Origin of the sequence: Lactococcus sp. bn62 (genome assembly GCF_029492705.2) — a bacterium.
Classification (GTDB): Bacteria; Bacillota; Bacilli; order Lactobacillales; family Streptococcaceae; genus Lactococcus; species Lactococcus petauri.
In genome coordinates, this window is record NZ_CP120417.1 from 1534326 (window position 1) to 1550345 (window position 16020).

15 protein-coding genes and 10 pseudogenes are annotated in these 16020 nt (G+C 32.5%); 6 read left to right on the top strand and 19 right to left on the bottom strand.

The genetic code is table 11. The annotated features are described in order from the left end of the window. Positions 1-2: 2 nt before the first annotated feature. On the top strand, positions 3-686 hold the full coding sequence (locus P3G65_RS07895) for an LUD domain-containing protein (RefSeq protein ID WP_019291861.1): 684 nt from the start codon (positions 3-5) through the stop codon (positions 684-686). Between the two features lie 224 nt (positions 687-910). Here P3G65_RS07895 and P3G65_RS07900 read toward each other — a convergent pair whose 3' ends face one another. From P3G65_RS07900 to P3G65_RS07940, 9 genes and pseudogenes are all read right to left on the bottom strand, one after another. Further along, the gene (locus P3G65_RS07900) at positions 911-1132 is read right to left on the bottom strand and encodes a hypothetical protein (protein ID WP_019291863.1); all 222 of its coding nucleotides are present in this window, start codon (positions 1130-1132) and stop codon (positions 911-913) included. 7 nt (positions 1133-1139) lie between these two features. After that, on the bottom strand, positions 1140-1874 hold the full coding sequence (locus P3G65_RS07905; RefSeq protein WP_019291864.1) for a hypothetical protein: 735 nt from the start codon (positions 1872-1874) through the stop codon (positions 1140-1142). 324 nt (positions 1875-2198) lie between these two features. After that, positions 2199-2456 (bottom strand): annotated as a pseudogene (locus P3G65_RS07910) (GNAT family N-acetyltransferase); the annotation flags it as partial. A gap of 49 nt (positions 2457-2505) precedes the next feature. Beyond that, entirely contained in the window at positions 2506-3186 is a 681-nt protein-coding gene (locus P3G65_RS07915; protein WP_001015311.1) for an IS6-like element IS1216 family transposase, read from the bottom strand. A 74-nt stretch (positions 3187-3260) separates the two neighbouring features. Beyond that, positions 3261-3479: pseudogene (locus tag P3G65_RS07920) on the bottom strand (zeta toxin family protein); the annotation flags it as partial. A 1-nt stretch (position 3480) separates the two neighbouring features. Further along, on the bottom strand, positions 3481-3753 hold the full coding sequence (locus P3G65_RS07925) for an antitoxin (RefSeq protein ID WP_000301765.1): 273 nt from the start codon (positions 3751-3753) through the stop codon (positions 3481-3483). A 16-nt stretch (positions 3754-3769) separates the two neighbouring features. After that, positions 3770-3985, bottom strand: coding sequence for a peptide-binding protein (locus P3G65_RS07930; protein WP_002295735.1), 216 nt, complete (start codon positions 3983-3985; stop codon positions 3770-3772). A gap of 105 nt (positions 3986-4090) precedes the next feature. Then, positions 4091-4987, bottom strand: coding sequence for a ParA family protein (locus P3G65_RS07935; protein WP_002387620.1), 897 nt, complete (start codon positions 4985-4987; stop codon positions 4091-4093). Positions 4988-5131: 144 nt separating this feature from the next. Continuing rightward, a pseudogene (locus tag P3G65_RS07940) lies at positions 5132-5650 on the bottom strand (topoisomerase DNA-binding C4 zinc finger domain-containing protein); the annotation flags it as partial. Positions 5651-5697: 47 nt separating this feature from the next. Between P3G65_RS07940 and P3G65_RS07945 the strand changes: the two are divergent. The 5 genes and pseudogenes from P3G65_RS07945 to P3G65_RS07960 all read left to right on the top strand — a co-directional run. Next, positions 5698-6099 carry a protein rep gene (locus P3G65_RS07945; protein WP_160160814.1) on the top strand — a complete coding sequence of 134 codons (402 nt, stop codon included), beginning with the start codon at positions 5698-5700 and terminating at the stop codon, positions 6097-6099. Positions 6100-6217: 118 nt separating this feature from the next. After that, a pseudogene (locus P3G65_RS11880) lies at positions 6218-6265 on the top strand (tetracycline resistance efflux system leader peptide); the annotation flags it as partial. Positions 6266-6297: 32 nt separating this feature from the next. Then, positions 6298-7674: a tetracycline efflux MFS transporter Tet(L) gene (gene tet(L), locus P3G65_RS07950; protein ID WP_002294500.1), complete on the top strand. Its 1377-nt coding sequence runs from the start codon at positions 6298-6300 to the stop codon at positions 7672-7674. Positions 7675-8237: 563 nt separating this feature from the next. After that, on the top strand, positions 8238-9500 hold the full coding sequence (mobV, locus tag P3G65_RS07955) for a MobV family relaxase (protein ID WP_000119405.1): 1263 nt from the start codon (positions 8238-8240) through the stop codon (positions 9498-9500). 244 nt (positions 9501-9744) lie between these two features. Further along, positions 9745-10278: pseudogene (locus P3G65_RS07960) on the top strand (protein rep); the annotation flags it as partial. Here the strand turns inward: P3G65_RS07960 and P3G65_RS07965 are convergent. The 10 genes and pseudogenes from P3G65_RS07965 to P3G65_RS08010 form a co-directional block, all read right to left on the bottom strand. After that, positions 10277-11287 (bottom strand): annotated as a pseudogene (locus P3G65_RS07965) (DNA topoisomerase); the annotation flags it as partial. The pseudogenes P3G65_RS07960 and P3G65_RS07965 overlap by 2 nt on opposite strands. 151 nt (positions 11288-11438) lie before the next feature. Then, positions 11439-11612 (bottom strand): annotated as a pseudogene (locus P3G65_RS07970) (transposase); the annotation flags it as partial. A gap of 73 nt (positions 11613-11685) precedes the next feature. After that, positions 11686-13125, bottom strand: a complete 1440-nt coding sequence (gene aph(2'')-Ia, locus P3G65_RS07975) for an aminoglycoside O-phosphotransferase APH(2'')-Ia (RefSeq protein ID WP_001028144.1) — start codon at positions 13123-13125, stop codon at positions 11686-11688. Next, positions 13126-13356: pseudogene (locus P3G65_RS07980) on the bottom strand (GNAT family N-acetyltransferase); the annotation flags it as partial. Positions 13357-13468: 112 nt separating this feature from the next. Beyond that, positions 13469-13579: pseudogene (locus P3G65_RS07985) on the bottom strand (adenine phosphoribosyltransferase); the annotation flags it as partial. A gap of 43 nt (positions 13580-13622) precedes the next feature. After that, a complete protein-coding gene (locus P3G65_RS07990; protein ID WP_002294505.1) occupies positions 13623-14486 on the bottom strand; it encodes an aminoglycoside nucleotidyltransferase ANT(6)-Ia in 864 nt (287 codons plus the stop codon). Between the two features lie 18 nt (positions 14487-14504). Next, positions 14505-14621 (bottom strand): annotated as a pseudogene (locus P3G65_RS07995) (topoisomerase DNA-binding C4 zinc finger domain-containing protein); the annotation flags it as partial. Positions 14622-14790: 169 nt separating this feature from the next. Then, on the bottom strand, positions 14791-15528 hold the full coding sequence (erm(B), locus tag P3G65_RS08000; protein WP_001038790.1) for a 23S rRNA (adenine(2058)-N(6))-methyltransferase Erm(B): 738 nt from the start codon (positions 15526-15528) through the stop codon (positions 14791-14793). Positions 15529-15652: 124 nt separating this feature from the next. Continuing rightward, a complete protein-coding gene (locus P3G65_RS08005; RefSeq protein ID WP_032501549.1) occupies positions 15653-15736 on the bottom strand; it encodes a 23S rRNA methyltransferase attenuator leader peptide ErmL in 84 nt (27 codons plus the stop codon). 20 nt (positions 15737-15756) lie between these two features. Beyond that, entirely contained in the window at positions 15757-16020 is a 264-nt protein-coding gene (locus P3G65_RS08010) for a peptide-binding protein (RefSeq protein ID WP_002311901.1), read from the bottom strand.

The window sequence follows — 16020 nt, forward strand, 5'->3', positions numbered from 1 at the left end:
AAATGGCAGGAACTATTGAAAATCGAACTCAATTTTTAGACACATTGTTAAAAAAACGTGGTGGTGTAGAACTACCATTTGAACCTTATACTCTCATTTCAGACCTGCCTCAAACACATTGGGCAGATTTAAGTAGTAACGAATTACTCAAACTTGCCAAGGAACAAGCACGTCGCGTTTCAGCGAATCTAGTGGAAACAACTTCTTCAGAAATGAATGAGATAATTTACGGTTTAATTGAAAAATCTGGTGGTGGGCAGGTCATGATTCCTTCAACAGATGAGCTGGAAAAGCTAGGTGTTAATATTATTTCGGACCAACTGGTCAAATGGAAAATTGGTAAAGAAAAACGTGAAGAAAATATTAATGCTGCTCAAAATTCGAATGTTGTTGTAGCCGTTCCTAAATTTTTCCTTGCCGAATCAGCCACAATTGTAGTTGAATCAGAAGCTGGTCAAGGGCGTTCTTTGCACTTTTTACCCACTCATTATATTTCTGTGATTCCCCTTAGCCGCATGGTTCCACGCTCTACACAAGCTGCAACTTGGTTGGATGAAAATAAAAAGCCAGGTTCAACGCTGCATTTTATTTCTGGACCATCAAACTCTGGTGATATTGAAATGCAGCTTGTAGTCGGGCTTCACGGTCCTTTGGAAATTAATTACGTTATAGTTAAAGATTTATAAGAGTTGATAAAAATACAAAAAAGCTTACTGACTGACTATGACACCAGTTAGTGAGCTTTTTTATTTCTTTTTATTTTCTCTGTTTTTATATGCGAGATACTCCTCAGGAACTATAATGATTGCTATTATTATTCCGGGTAGAGCACTGTATATCCCCTGAACTAAATCATATAATACGAAAAGGATACAAACGACTAGAATTATTTGTTTTGTTAATTTAAAAATCAAAATAAGTTAATATTCCATTTTATAAAAACAAGGATTACTAATAACAAAATAAAAGAAGCAAATAACCAAATAAAGGTCCATTGTTTTCGACTATATTTGCTATTTCTTGAATCATTGATAACCTTAAATATATCAATAATCCATACACGCATCCAAATCCATGCTACACCAATAAAGAAGGCGATGAGTAATAGAGTTACAATCCAAACTTCAATCATTTATAAATTACCACCATTCCAGCCAGCCATTATTTTTTATTTTATCTCTACTATCTAGCCATTTTGCCACAGTTGTTCCTGGATCAAGTATATTTTTTACTATACTAGAGATAACAGTGTCAATTCCTGACACTTTTTTGATACCGAAAGTAAAAAGAGTAGCAACAACTTTTTTACTGATTGTATTTGCTGCTTTTTTTGCTCCCACTTTTAAGACTAGTGCTTTTACACCTGCTCCTGCAGCCCCACCTGTCACAGCAACCAGTCCTACATTAATAGCACCTGCTAATACTTTTACAGAAATTGTACCATGTTTAGCTGCTAATACATGTTCAGATGTAACTTTATCTAATACACTTTGGTGGTTTTCATTAATTTCTTCAATAAGTCGATCTGTTGCTCCTTGTAAATCTTGATAAACAGAAGAATTAGGATCATACAAATCCATCAATGTCTTTTTATAAGCTTCTCTATCCTCTTGAGTAGGGAGGTCAGCTTTTTCTGCTTCTTGTTGTGCTGCTTCCTCAAAATTTTTCAACTCTTCTGGAGTCATCTGTTGGGTATTAATAATTTCTTCAGGATTATCAATTAGTTTTTGAAGATTTTCATCATCAATTGATGAATCATCATTTAAATCATCTGCGCTTACTGAAGTAGTTACTTTAGTTAAATATTGTACGGCAAAATTTTTCTGGTGAATAATGCTTGGCGCAGTTGCTTCAAATATTAGTATTGATAACAAAGTTATACTGAGAAACTTATACTTTTTTTCACTTAATACCTCTTCCTTAAAATAAACTTATTTTTTTAAATTGTATTATATTCTGACTATTATGTCAATTATTATCTTATGCAAGATTATATTTTTTCTAGTGTTCAGAAAATGACCATTTTATGGACACTCAAATATTGAAAAAATATAGCTCATTTTATATCTAATTATTTGATAGTGGTCCAATTTGACATTAGTCCAAAAAGTGGGCGATAATTCACTTAAAAATTTATCATTTTTTCGTTCAGTAAAACCAAAAAAGAGAGTGGCATATGCCACTCTCAAAATTATAATTCAGTTCATTTTAGCAAACGCAACTAACGACCCCTGGTCACAGGATTCAAATCCATTCTTTTCATAAAAATGTCTAACATCAGATGCTTCTTCAGTTAAAAGAACTTTTTGTCGAACATTATTATATTTAATTAACATTTGTTGCAATAATTCACTTGCAATACCCTTATTCTGATAAGCATTCAAAATAAGTATATCTTGTATATACATAATCGTTAATCCGTCTCCAACAACTCTAATAAGTCCTACTAACGGTTCTGTTGCAAAGTTTTAAATAAAGAATAAAATCCCTTACGGTATCTATGATTTAAGCTGGGATTCCCAATAATACCTTGATTTCAGTACAGACCGAAAACCCGAAGAGAGTGCCTTCTTTTCGGGTTTTCTTATATAATCCTCGGATGGCTTCCATACCTTTAATCGTGGTAGAGGCAGTGCGTAAACTTCGATAGAATTTATTGCGTCTCTTTACTGGACGATGGTCTTGTTCAATCAAATTATTCAGGTATTTAATGGTACGATGTTCTGTCCCTTGATAAAAGCCGTATTCTTTTAGTTTCTTAAAGGCACTTGTAATAGAGGGGGCTTTATCTGTGACTACAACCTTCGGTTCATCAAACTGCTTCACTAACCGCTTAAGAAAAGCATAGGCTGCTTGTGTGTCCCGTTTTTTACGTAACCAAATATCCAAGGTTAAACCATCTGCATCGATGGCTCGATACAAATAATGCCATTTTCCTTTAATTTTGATGTACGTTTCATCCATTTTCCATGAATAAAAGGATTTTTTATTTTTCTTTTTCCAAATTTGATAGAGTAGTTTGCCATATTCTTGCACCCAACGATAAATCGTCGTATGAGAAACGTTAATGCCACGATCATATAAGATTTCTTGAACTTCACGATAGCTAAGGTTATAACGAAGATAGTAGCCCACGGCTACAATAATCACATCCTGCTGAAATTGCTTTCCTTTAAAATGATTCATCGTCATTCCTCCTGCTATCTTTTTCTATTATTCTACCTTATTTGATAGTAGATTTAAAACTTTGCAACAGAACCGTGCTGTTGTTTAAAGGTATCATTATCAATGACAATAACATTCCCTTGTGTTTCTTCAAGAATTGCTGATCGCAAACTGGTTTTCCCTGACCCTGGTTGCCCACCAAGTAAAAAAGCGGTTGGCGATTCAACCGCTTTTTTTCCTTGAATCAATTCTTCTAAATTATCATTTAAGCGATTCTCAAATTGTTTGTCAGTAAAATTGACTATATTTGCCATATTAAGCCACTTTCTCTTTATTCAAAACTTGTTTTGAGTAACGATTCATTGACCGCCAATACTCATGAACGGCTTGTAATTCTTCTAAAGAATAATCAAAAAGATTTACACGTTTTGCAAGCTTTAATTGGTTTAATAAATTGACTTCCAATAATTGAGAGTCATTTTTATTTAATTCATGGTTCAAAACATAGTTTAATACTCGATTATAAACACTTGCCGATAACTCATTAATGATTTCAATTTCAAATGTTTTTTCATATGTAACTGCCATTTCATTTTCACTCCTTTTAAAGTTTGTCAGGTAAATATTTCCGAATATATTCTTCTAAGGCTTTATCCATAACTTCTTTTACGTTTCCGCCATTCTTTGCTGTTTCGATTTTTATGATATGGTGCAAGTCAGCACGAACACGAACCGTCTTATCTCCCATTATATCTTTTTTTGCACTGATTGGTGTATCATTTCGTTTTGCTTTTTGTGCGCCTAAATTTCCCACAATCACTCACTTCTTTCTATTTCTTCTTATTCTTATTTTATCATCAACAATCATAAATCACAAGTGATTTGTGATTTGTGATTTGTGATTAATCACTTGTGATTTGTGATTCTATTCTTTTTCGTTTTCTAATTGAATAATTCGCTCAAGCATTTCAAAAAATACGTTCTCATACATGGATAAAACTTTTTTGTCATAGCCTTTGTGTTCTGTAATTCCGTTTTTAGACCAGGTACTTACTTTATTACTTCGCTTGATAATATTTTGGAAAACCAAGTTATCTTCTTTATGTTGCTTGTACAGTTCTTCCAGGTTTGATTTTATCGTTGCGCTGTCCGTATCAACTAAATAAGGAACAAAACCGATCATATCTAGTCCAGGGTTAAATTGTTCTTGTAAATCAATCAAATAGGAAATATAGTTTTGAATGTTGTTTGTACTTTCTTCTTCTGCTTGTAAAGGGATCATAACGTAATCACTTGCCACGATTGCATTATTTGTATAAACGCTTGGCGTTGGTACAGTATCAATAATAATGAGATCATAGTCACTTTTTAAAGGTGCTAAAAGAGTAGCAAGCAATCTACTTTCGTTTTCAAACGTCCATGAGCGAGTTAATTTTGGCAGTAACATCAAATCAAACGTGCCAGGAATCAAGTCTAAATTATCAGTCAAATGAATAATAGAAGAAGCCAAGTTTCCATTTTTCAGTCCTTCATAAAAATTGACACGTGGCAATTCTACCTTAAATGTTTTTGCTAAGTCTTTTGTCAATGTTGCTTGTAAGTCCTTATCGATCATTAAAACTTTTAAATTAAATTTGTCTGTCAAGTAAGCAAACATAGTCGATAATTTTGACTTTCCAACACCACCTTTAAAATAATTGTTTAAGATAACAATTGCTTCATTTTTACTGTTTAAAATACGTCTTAATTCTTCAAGTATTTTTAGTTCTTCCTTCTCCATAACTACGCCCCATTCTTTTTTTGTATAGTAATATTGTATCATTAGGAATCACAAATCACAAGTGATTTGTGATTAATCACTTGTGATTTGTGATTAATCACTTGTGATTTGTGATTAATCACTTGTGATTTGTGATAAGTGATTTGTGATTAATATATAAAAGCCCTGTTTAAAGGGCTTTTATGTTTATTTTGAGAAAGAGATAAAATCAATATATCCCTTTTCTCCGATTTTTACAACGGCATTGTAGGGCTTTTTCTCTTTGTTTTTGATTCCTTTTACCAGGGTTTCTTTTCCCTCCAGTAATTCTTTTACATTCGTTTTGGTTAGTTTTTTCTTTCTAAAATGTTCAGCTAAAGTAAACTTACATTCAGGATAATTTGAACAACCATAAAACGATTTTTTTAATACAATATTGTTACCACACTTAGGACATTTTCCTACAATACTTTTTTCAGCTTCTTTTTCTTTCTGTACCTGGTAATCAGAAAAATTTAGTTTTTCTATATCGTTAGGTACAGCTTCCAGTAAATGAACGATAAACTTCTTGATATTATTAATAAAGTTTTCTTGATTGCCTTCTCTTTTACCGATTTTTTTTAAATACGTTTCCCATTTAGCCGTCATTTCAGCACTCGTTAAAAGGTGCTGACTTTCAACTGCCTGGCACAATAATTTTCCTTTTTCAGTTACAACAAGCTTATGTATTGGTATGTGTGGAACCAACTTATTTTAAGAATACAGAAAACTACGTGAATCAAAAACAATGGATTCAATTTTGGAAAAAGGCAATGAAATTAGACTATGATCCAAATGTAAAAGTTCAAATGATTCGACCGAAAAATAAATATAAATCGGATATACAATCGGCAATTGACGAAACTGCAAAATATCCTGTAAAGGATACGGATTTTATGACCGATGATGAAGAAAAGAATTTGAAACGTTTGTCTGATTTGGAGGAAGGTTTACACCGTAAAAGGTTAATCTCCTATGGTGGTTTGTTAAAAGAAATACATAAAAAATTAAACCTTGATGACACAGAAGAAGGCGATTTGATTCATACAGATGATGACGAAAAAGCCGATGAAGATGGATTTTCTATTATTGCAATGTGGAATTGGGAACGGAAAAATTATTTTATTAAAGAGTAGTTCAACAAACGGGCCATATTGTTGTATAAGTGATGAAATACTGACTTGAAAACTTAGTTTATATGTGGTAAAATGTTTTAATCAAGTTTAGGAGGAATTAATTATGAAGTGTAATTAATGTAACAGGGTTCAATTAAAAGAGGGAAGCGTATCATTAACCCTATAAACTACGTCTGCCCTCATTATTGGAGGTGAAATGTGAATACATCCTATTCACAATCGAATTTACGACACAACCAAATTTTAATTTGGCTTTGCATTTTATCTTTTTTTAGCGTATTAAATGAAATGGTTTTGAACGTCTCATTACCTGATATTGCAAATGATTTTAATAAACCACCTGCGAGTACAAACTGGGTGAACACAGCCTTTATGTTAACCTTTTCCATTGGAACAGCTGTATATGGAAAGCTATCTGATCAATTAGGCATCAAAAGGTTACTCCTATTTGGAATTATAATAAATTGTTTCGGGTCGTTAATTGGGTTTGTTGGCCATTCTTTCTTTTCCTTACTTATTATGGCTCGTTTTATTCAAGGGGCTGGTGCAGCTGCATTTCCAGCACTCGTAATGGTTGTAGTTGCGCGCTATATTCCAAAGGAAAATAGGGGTAAAGCATTTGGTCTTATTGGATCGATAGTAGCCATGGGAGAAGGAGTCGGTCCAGCGATTGGTGGAATGATAGCCCATTATATTCATTGGTCCTATCTTCTACTCATTCCTATGATAACAATTATCACTGTTCCGTTTCTTATGAAATTATTAAAGAAAGAAGTAAGGATAAAAGGTCATTTTGATATCAAAGGAATTATACTAATGTCTGTAGGCATTGTATTTTTTATGTTGTTTACAACATCATATAGCATTTCTTTTCTTATCGTTAGCGTGCTGTCATTCCTGATATTTGTAAAACATATCAGGAAAGTAACAGATCCTTTTGTTGATCCCGGATTAGGGAAAAATATACCTTTTATGATTGGAGTTCTTTGTGGGGGAATTATATTTGGAACAGTAGCAGGGTTTGTCTCTATGGTTCCTTATATGATGAAAGATGTTCACCAGCTAAGTACTGCCGAAATCGGAAGTGTAATTATTTTCCCTGGAACAATGAGTGTCATTATTTTCGGCTACATTGGTGGGATACTTGTTGATAGAAGAGGTCCTTTATACGTGTTAAACATCGGAGTTACATTTCTTTCTGTTAGCTTTTTAACTGCTTCCTTTCTTTTAGAAACAACATCATGGTTCATGACAATTATAATCGTATTTGTTTTAGGTGGGCTTTCGTTCACCAAAACAGTTATATCAACAATTGTTTCAAGTAGCTTGAAACAGCAGGAAGCTGGTGCTGGAATGAGTTTGCTTAACTTTACCAGCTTTTTATCAGAGGGAACAGGTATTGCAATTGTAGGTGGTTTATTATCCATACCCTTACTTGATCAAAGGTTGTTACCTATGGAAGTTGATCAGTCAACTTATCTGTATAGTAATTTGTTATTACTTTTTTCAGGAATCATTGTCATTAGTTGGCTGGTTACCTTGAATGTATATAAACATTCTCAAAGGGATTTCTAAATCGTTAAGGGATCAACTTTGGGAGAGAGTTCAAAATTGATCCTTTTTTTATAACAGGAATTCAAATCTTTTTGTTCCATTAAAGGGCGCGATTGCTGAATAAAAGATACGAGAGACCTCTCTTGTATCTTTTTTATTTTGAGTGGTTTTGTCCGTTACACTAGAAAACCGAAAGACAATAAAAATTTTATTCTTGCTGAGTCTGGCTTTCGGTAAGCTAGACAAAACGGACAAAATAAAAATTGGCAAGGGTTTAAAGGTGGAGATTTTTTGAGTGATCTTCTCAAAAAATACTACCTGTCCCTTGCTGATTTTTAAACGAGCACGAGAGCAAAACCCCCCTTTGCTGAGGTGGCAGAGGGCAGGTTTTTTTGTTTCTTTTTTCTCGTAAAAAAAAGAAAGGTCTTAAAGGTTTTATGGTTTTGGTCGGCACTGCCGACAGCCTCGCAGAGCACACACTTTATGAATATAAAGTATAGTGTGTTATACTTTACTTGGAAGTGGTTGCCGGAAAGAGCGAAAATGCCTCACATTTGTGCCACCTAAAAAGGAGCGATTTACATATGAGTTATGCAGTTTGTAGAATGCAAAAAGTGAAATCAGCTGGACTAAAAGGCATGCAATTTCATAATCAAAGAGAGCGAAAAAGTAGAACGAATGATGATATTGACCATGAGCGAACACGTGAAAATTATGATTTGAAAAATGATAAAAATATTGATTACAACGAACGTGTCAAAGAAATTATTGAATCACAAAAAACAGGTACAAGAAAAACGAGGAAAGATGCTGTTCTTGTAAATGAGTTGCTAGTAACATCTGACCGAGATTTTTTTGAGCAACTGGATCCAGGAGAACAAAAACGATTTTTTGAGGAAAGTTATAAATTATTTTCCGAACGATATGGCAAGCAAAATATTGCTTATGCAACAGTTCATAATGATGAGCAAACCCCTCACATGCATTTAGGTGTTGTGCCTATGCGTGATGGAAAACTGCAAGGAAAAAATGTGTTTAATCGTCAAGAACTGTTATGGCTACAAGATAAATTCCCCGAGCATATGAAAAAACAGGGTTTTGAGTTGAAGCGTGGTGAACGTGGCTCTGACCGTAAACATATTGAGACAGCTAAATTTAAAAAACAAACTTTGGAAAAAGAGATTGATTTTCTAGAAAAAAATTTAGCAGTTAAAAAAGATGAATGGACTGCTTATAGCGATAAAGTTAAATCAGATTTAGAAGTACCAGCGAAACGACACATGAAAAGTGTTGAAGTGCCAACGGGTGAAAAGTCCATGTTTGGTTTGGGAAAAGAAATAATGAAAACAGAAAAGAAACCAACCAAAAATGTTGTTATATCGGAGCGTGATTATAAAAACTTAGTGACTGCTGCGAGAGATAACGATAGGTTAAAACAGCATGTTAGAAATCTCATGAGTACTGATATGGCGAGAGAATATAAAAAATTAAGTAAAGAACATGGGCAAGTTAAAGAAAAATATAGTGGTCTTGTAGAGCGATTTAATGAAAATGTAAATGATTATAATGAGTTGCTTGAAGAAAACAAGTCTTTAAAGTCTAAAATAAGCGATTTAAAGCGTGATGTGAGTTTAATCTATGAAAGCACTAAGGAATTCCTTAAGGAACGTACAGACGGCTTAAAAGCCTTTAAAAACGTTTTTAAGGGGTTTGTAGACAAGGTAAAGGATAAAACAGCACAATTCCAAGAAAAACACGATTTAGAACCTAAAAAGAACGAATTTGAACTAACTCATAACCGAGAGGTAAAAAAAGAACGAAGTCGAGATCAGGGAATGAGTTTATAAAATAAAAAAAGCACCTGAAAAGGTGTCTTTTTTTGATGGTTTTGAACTTGTTCTTTCTTATCTTGATACATATAGAAATAACGTCATTTTTATTTTAGTTGCTGAAAGGTGCGTTGAAGTGTTGGTATGTATGTGTTTTAAAGTATTGAAAACCCTTAAAATTGGTTGCACAGAAAAACCCCATCTGTTAAAGTTATAAGTGACCAAACAAATAACTAAATAGATGGGGGTTTCTTTTAATATTATGTGTCCTAATAGTAGCATTTATTCAGATGAAAAATCAAGGGTTTTAGTGGACAAGACAAAAAGTGGAAAAGTGAGACCATGGAGAGAAAAGAAAATCGCTAATGTTGATTACTTTGAACTTCTGCATATTCTTGAATTTAAAAAGGCTGAAAGAGTAAAAGATTGTGCTGAAATATTAGAGTATAAACAAAATCGTGAAACAGGCGAAAGAAAGTTGTATCGAGTGTGGTTTTGTAAATCCAGGCTTTGTCCAATGTGCAACTGGAGGAGAGCAATGAAACATGGCATTCAGTCACAAAAGGTTGTTGCTGAAGTTATTAAACAAAAGCCAACAGTTCGTTGGTTGTTTCTCACATTAACAGTTAAAAATGTTTATGATGGCGAAGAATTAAATAAGAGTTTGTCAGATATGGCTCAAGGATTTCGCCGAATGATGCAATATAAAAAAATTAATAAAAATCTTGTTGGTTTTATGCGTGCAACGGAAGTGACAATAAATAATAAAGATAATTCTTATAATCAGCACATGCATTCTTAATCACTTGGATATATTCTTTTTGTTTTAACGCTTCAATAATACTTGCTCTTGTCGCTTCTGTTCCGATCCCCTCGACTTCTTGTAAAATCTTGATTGCTTCTTCATCATCAACCGTTTTATTAGCGGTTTTCATAGCAGTTAATAATGTACCCTCTGTAAAAGCTTTCGGTGGTTGTGTTTCTTTTTCGGCACTCTTAACGTCAACCTCGGCATGTTCTCCAATGATAACCAAGGGTAACGTTTGAACGTCCTCTTTTTCTTCTTTGGTTTGTTGTTTGAAAAGAATTTTCCAACCTTCTTGTTTTGGTGTCTTTCCGATCGATTGAAACAGCAAATCAGCTACTTTCGTTTGTATCTTGGTTTCTTCATACAAGTAATCAGGTAAAAACATGGCAACGGTCGTTTTAACGACTAAAGCATATATTTTTCGTTGTAAATCGTCCATTTTTGCTAATGCAGATTCGGTAGGTACTTGTTTTGTTGGGATAATGGCGTGGTGTTCCTGTACCTTACTACCGTCCACATAACGCTTTCTAGGCTCTGTTTGAACCATTTCGAGATCAAGTCCTAAAAAACCGCTATATTTGCCAAAATTTGCTTTTAAATAAGCAAATTCGTTCTCTGTAATAAATGGTGTATCTGTTCTTGGATAACTCAATAATTTTGCTTCATACAGTCCTTGCATAGCTTTTAAAGTTTGGCTTGCTGTCGCTTTATAAAGCTGATTGACTTTTGATTGTAAACTACTTAAAGAAAACAAACTCGGACTATTCGTTTTCTTCTCTTTGGTTTGAACATCAGCAATTATCCCCTCTTGATTGCCTATTTTAGCTTGTTTAGAAGAAACAAAGGATAAAAGTTCCTCTTGGCTCTTAAAACGCTGTGTGGGGCTTAGAACGCCCTTAAACGACCCTTGGTTTACTTTTATACTAGCTTCCACCTCGAAAAAACCTGAATAATTCATAGCTCTAAATTTAACCTGTTTTTTTGAACAAATTGCCAATTTTTAAATTAGGCAGATACTTTCTTCCAAAATAATGTGTTTTCGAACAGGATGCCTACGGAAGAAGATCATAATAAAAATTATTTGTCTATTTAAGGGCAGACGAATCCCTTGAAAAAGAATCGGTTAAAAAATTTGTGTGATAACTAGTCTAAATCCATTGTTTGGATCGCCGCAGGCGTTCAAAAACCTTATAAAATTCAGTTTGATACACATGATAACTTGACAGTTTGAGATAGACCTGTCTCCCAGTCTGAACAAGTTTACCGGCTACTTTAAGCAATATCAGCCGGATGGAATGAATCGTCATGCCCTGGTTCACTTCCTTTATTATTTTTCATTTTTTTAAACTATTTAATACTAATGTCTTTTATAATAGCTTTTCATATATTATATAATCAATCTTTATAAGTCCTTTTATAAATTTCTTTTCTACCATTTTCGATAAATTCCTGTTTAATATTTTTAATTCCATAAACAATAGTTTCAATAGGATAATATTCTTCAACTATATCTTGATATTCTTTTGCTTTCTCAATATCTATATTTCCATACATTCTTAATATATCTTCTCCAAAATTTGTTCCTATTTCTTCTTCACTATCTTCAAGTAAGTATATAAAATCACAATATTCATCTATAATTCCAGAATCTCCAAAATCAATTATTCCAGTTAATCTATTATTGCCATCTAACAATAGATGATTACAACTAAAATCATTATGGCATAAACACTTTTTACCCTCAAAAACTGTTGTTGCATTTAGTCTTTCCATAAAACTTTCTATATAATCTTTTTCTATATCAGTTAAATCATTATAAATAGTTTCACGCAACAATATATACTCTTCTAATACATTTTGTTTATTATCAATAGTACATTCACTAATATCTGTATAATCTAAACCGTGCATTTGTCTTAAAAAACTGGCAATATCTCGTTTTAACAAATTTTGTTCTTCTTCTGACATAGTAGAATAAATTTCTGGTGTTAAAAAAGTTCCTTTAATTTCTTTATAACCTAGTATAGATAATTCATCACTAATATACGAATATTCAATATTAGGAATTTTTACATTAGTTTCTAAATTTGTATTTAAAAAATTATATATTGCTTTTTCTTTTGCATAACCTTTTTTCTTATTAGTACTAAATTTTGTTTTAAAAATGTATTCATTATTAACTAAATATGCCACACTATCATAACCACTACCGATTATTTCAATACTATCTACTTTGAAATTATCAAAGTAATGCTCAATTAAATATTTCATTGCCTTAACATTTGTGGCATTATCATCATATCTATATTCCATTAAATAACAATCTTCTTTTTTGCCCTCGTGTAATTCATGTTCTGGCAAATCTTCAATAATTCTAAAACCAGATTTTTGGTATGCCCTTATTGCTCTTGGATTATTTTTATGAGGGTCTAAAATAACTGCATTAGCATTTCTTTCTTTTTTCAAAAATTCAAAAATCAATTTAATATATCTTGTACCAATTCCTTTACTCCAATAATTTGGCTCTCCTATAAATTGATCCATACCATAGACTATCTCATCAGTTTTTGGATAATGATAATCAGTATATAACTCATCATACATTTTATATATTTGTCCATATCCAATAGGAACATTGTTATATTCAATAATTACTCTAAAAACTTCATCTTCCCAAGGCTCTGTATAATGTTTTTTTAATGATTCTAATGTATATTTTTTATCTCTACCACCATAAAATTCTAATACTCTTTCATCAGTTAACCATTTTAACATCAAAGGAAAATCATCATCTATTAAAGTTCTTATACATATTTCATTTTCAACTATATTCATTTATTTATCACCTTTTTCATAATCATATACATATACTATTTCATCTTTATAATCATTTTTACCACCTAATTTTTCATATACATGGCAAGCTCTAGGATTACCTTTATCAGTTATTAAAAACATTTCAGAACAACCAATCTCTTTAGAATATTCCTTAATAAAAGATAATAATTTTGAACCATAACCTTTGTCTTGATAGTTAGGTAACATTCCTATTGAGTGTAAAATGTACTTGGGTCATGTAAAAGTCCTCCTGGGTATGTTTTTGTCGTTAAAAACATTGTACCGTAAAAGGACTGTTATATGGCCTTTTTACTTTTACACAATTATACGGACTTTATCCAATTTTATCAAAAACGGTTTTATGTGTAAAAATAGTTAGTAAATCATATTTTCCAATTGAGTTACGAGGTAATATACCTCTAATTTCATTTATAACATCAGTACTTTCCATACATTTACACCCCTTGCTTATGGTTAATAATCTTTGCTAATCTTTAAAAATAGTCATTTTCAACATATTTTTTATACATGTCCTCGGTATATCTTGTTATGTTCTTACCATACTCTGGATAATCAAACCCCAGTAGTTCTGCTACCTCTTTGGACACTTCCCTGAACAATTGGTGGCATATAAATAATGACTTCCAAATATTTTCATAGGAATCCATGCGATATGTAGATAATAATCTATTCCATAGATCTTCATCAATGTATTTGTTAATATACTTATAATTTTTCCCAACACTTAATGAAAATTCTGTCTTTATCCCAACCTTCCACGACATCATCCTAAGTAGTTCAAACCGTAGAATCTGGTTCAGATGATCGATTGCAAACAGTATCTCTTTGCGGCACAATCCTTTAATAACATAAGGTGTTACATTCCAAAATTCATTGCAGCAATCATCATACTCCCTTGCGCTTGGCTTTCTTACATGATAATCTATATCAGTCGGAACTATGTCCCTTTTAATTCTACAATCTTTATCAATTAGAACCTTTATTAATTTATCGCCCTTTAGGTAATTATCTAACTCTTCCAAGGGCAATAAGGTAAGATCAATTTTATTGTAATCATCAAATAGCATAAGATAGGAAAATCCCTTTTCTTCAGGTGGGAATAATTCCATATCCTCCGGCTTTTGCATCATTATTATATTCCCAAATTGATTAAGCCAGTCATCATTAGATATAAACGGTTCTATATCACTTACAAAATATGTAATATCATAATCCTGAAATTCATCTTTAGGTATATTAATATTTGCGCGTGACCCCTCAAGGGTCACAATTCGAATACGTTCATCCTGTTCTGCTAAAGAAAGTACTAAATCCATCATTTCTTTTTCTGATCTCATTTACATACTCCTCGTTTATTTTTTCTTTCTAAAATGTTCAGCTAAAGTAAACTTACATTCAGGATAATTTGAACAACCATAAAACGATTTTTTTAATACAATATTGTTGCCACACTTAGGACATTTTCCTACAAGGGGTCCCGAGCGCTTAGTGGGAATTTGTACCCCTTATCGATACAAATTCCCCGTAGGCGCTAGGGACCTCTTTAGCTCCTTGGAAGCTGTCAGTAGTATACCTAATAATTTATCTCCATTCCCTTTAGTAACGTGTAACTTTCCAAATTTACAAAAGCGACTCATAGAATTATTTCCTCCCGTTAAATAATAGATAACTATTAAAAATAGACAATACTTGCTCATAAGTAACGGTACTTAAATTGTTTACTTTGGCGTGTTTCATTGCTTGATGAAACTGATTTTTAGTAAACAGTTGACGATATTCTCGATTGACCCATTTTGAAACAAAGTACGTATATAGCTTCCAATATTTATCTGGAACATCTGTGGTATGGCGGGTAAGTTTTATTAAGACACTGTTTACTTTTGGTTTAGGATGAAAGCATTCCGCTGGCAGCTTAAGCAATTGCTGAATCGAGACTTGAGTGTGCAAGAGCAACCCTAGTGTTCGGTGAATATCCAAGGTACGCTTGTAGAATCCTTCTTCAACAATCAGATAGATGTCAGACGCATGGCTTTCAAAAACCACTTTTTTAATAATTTGTGTGCTTAAATGGTAAGGAATATTCCCAACAATTTTATACCTCTGTTTGTTAGGGAATTGAAACTGTAGAATATCTTGGTGAATTAAAGTGACACGAATGTTCAGTTTTAATTTTTCTGACGATAAGTTGAATAGATGACTGTCTAATTCAATAGACGTTACCTGTTTACTTATTTTAGCCAGTTTCGTCGTTAAATGCCCTTTACCTGTTCCAATTTCGTAAACGGTATCGGTTTCTTTTAAATTCAATTGTTTTATTATTTGGTTGAGTACTTTTTCACTCGTTAAAAAGTTTTGAGAATATTTTATATTTTTGTTCATGTAATCACTCCTGAAGTGATTACATCTATAAATAAATACAGAAGTTAAACGATTTGTTTGTAATTTTAGTTATCTGTTTAAAAAGTCATAAGATTAGTCACTGGTAGGAATTAATCTAACGTATTTATTTATCTACGTAATCACTGTTTTTAGTCTGTTTCAAAACAGTAGATGTTTTATCTACATTACGCATTTGGAATACCAACATGACGAATCCCTCCTTCTTAATTACAAATTTTTAGCATCTAATTTAACTTCAATTCCTATTATACACAAAATTTTAAGATACTGCACTATCAACACACTCTTAAGTTTGCTTCTAAGTCTTATTTCCATAACTTCTTTTACGTTTCCGCCATTCTTTGCTGTTTCGATTTTTATGATATGGTGCAAGTCAGCACGAACACGAACCGTCTTATCTCCCATTATATCTTTTTTTGCACTGATTGGTGTATCATTTCGTTTTTCTTTTTGTGCGCCTAAATTTCCCAC

Bases quoted from the DNA above. Each gene is read 5' to 3' on its own strand.
- P3G65_RS07895 (WP_019291861.1), top strand. From the start codon at position 3: ATGGCAGGAACTATTGAAAATCGAACTCAATTTTTAGACACATTGTTA.
- P3G65_RS07900 (WP_019291863.1), bottom strand. From the start codon at position 1,132: ATGATTGAAGTTTGGATTGTAACTCTATTACTCATCGCCTTCTTTATT.
- P3G65_RS07915 (WP_001015311.1), bottom strand. From the start codon at position 3,186: ATGAATCATTTTAAAGGAAAGCAATTTCAGCAGGATGTGATTATTGTA.
- P3G65_RS07925 (WP_000301765.1), bottom strand. From the start codon at position 3,753: ATGGCAGTTACATATGAAAAAACATTTGAAATTGAAATCATTAATGAG.
- P3G65_RS07935 (WP_002387620.1), bottom strand. From the start codon at position 4,987: ATGATACAATATTACTATACAAAAAAAGAATGGGGCGTAGTTATGGAG.
- mobV (WP_000119405.1), top strand. From the start codon at position 8,238: ATGAGTTATGCAGTTTGTAGAATGCAAAAAGTGAAATCAGCTGGACTA.
- P3G65_RS07990 (WP_002294505.1), bottom strand. From the start codon at position 14,486: ATGAGATCAGAAAAAGAAATGATGGATTTAGTACTTTCTTTAGCAGAA.
- P3G65_RS08005 (WP_032501549.1), bottom strand. From the start codon at position 15,736: ATGTTGGTATTCCAAATGCGTAATGTAGATAAAACATCTACTGTTTTG.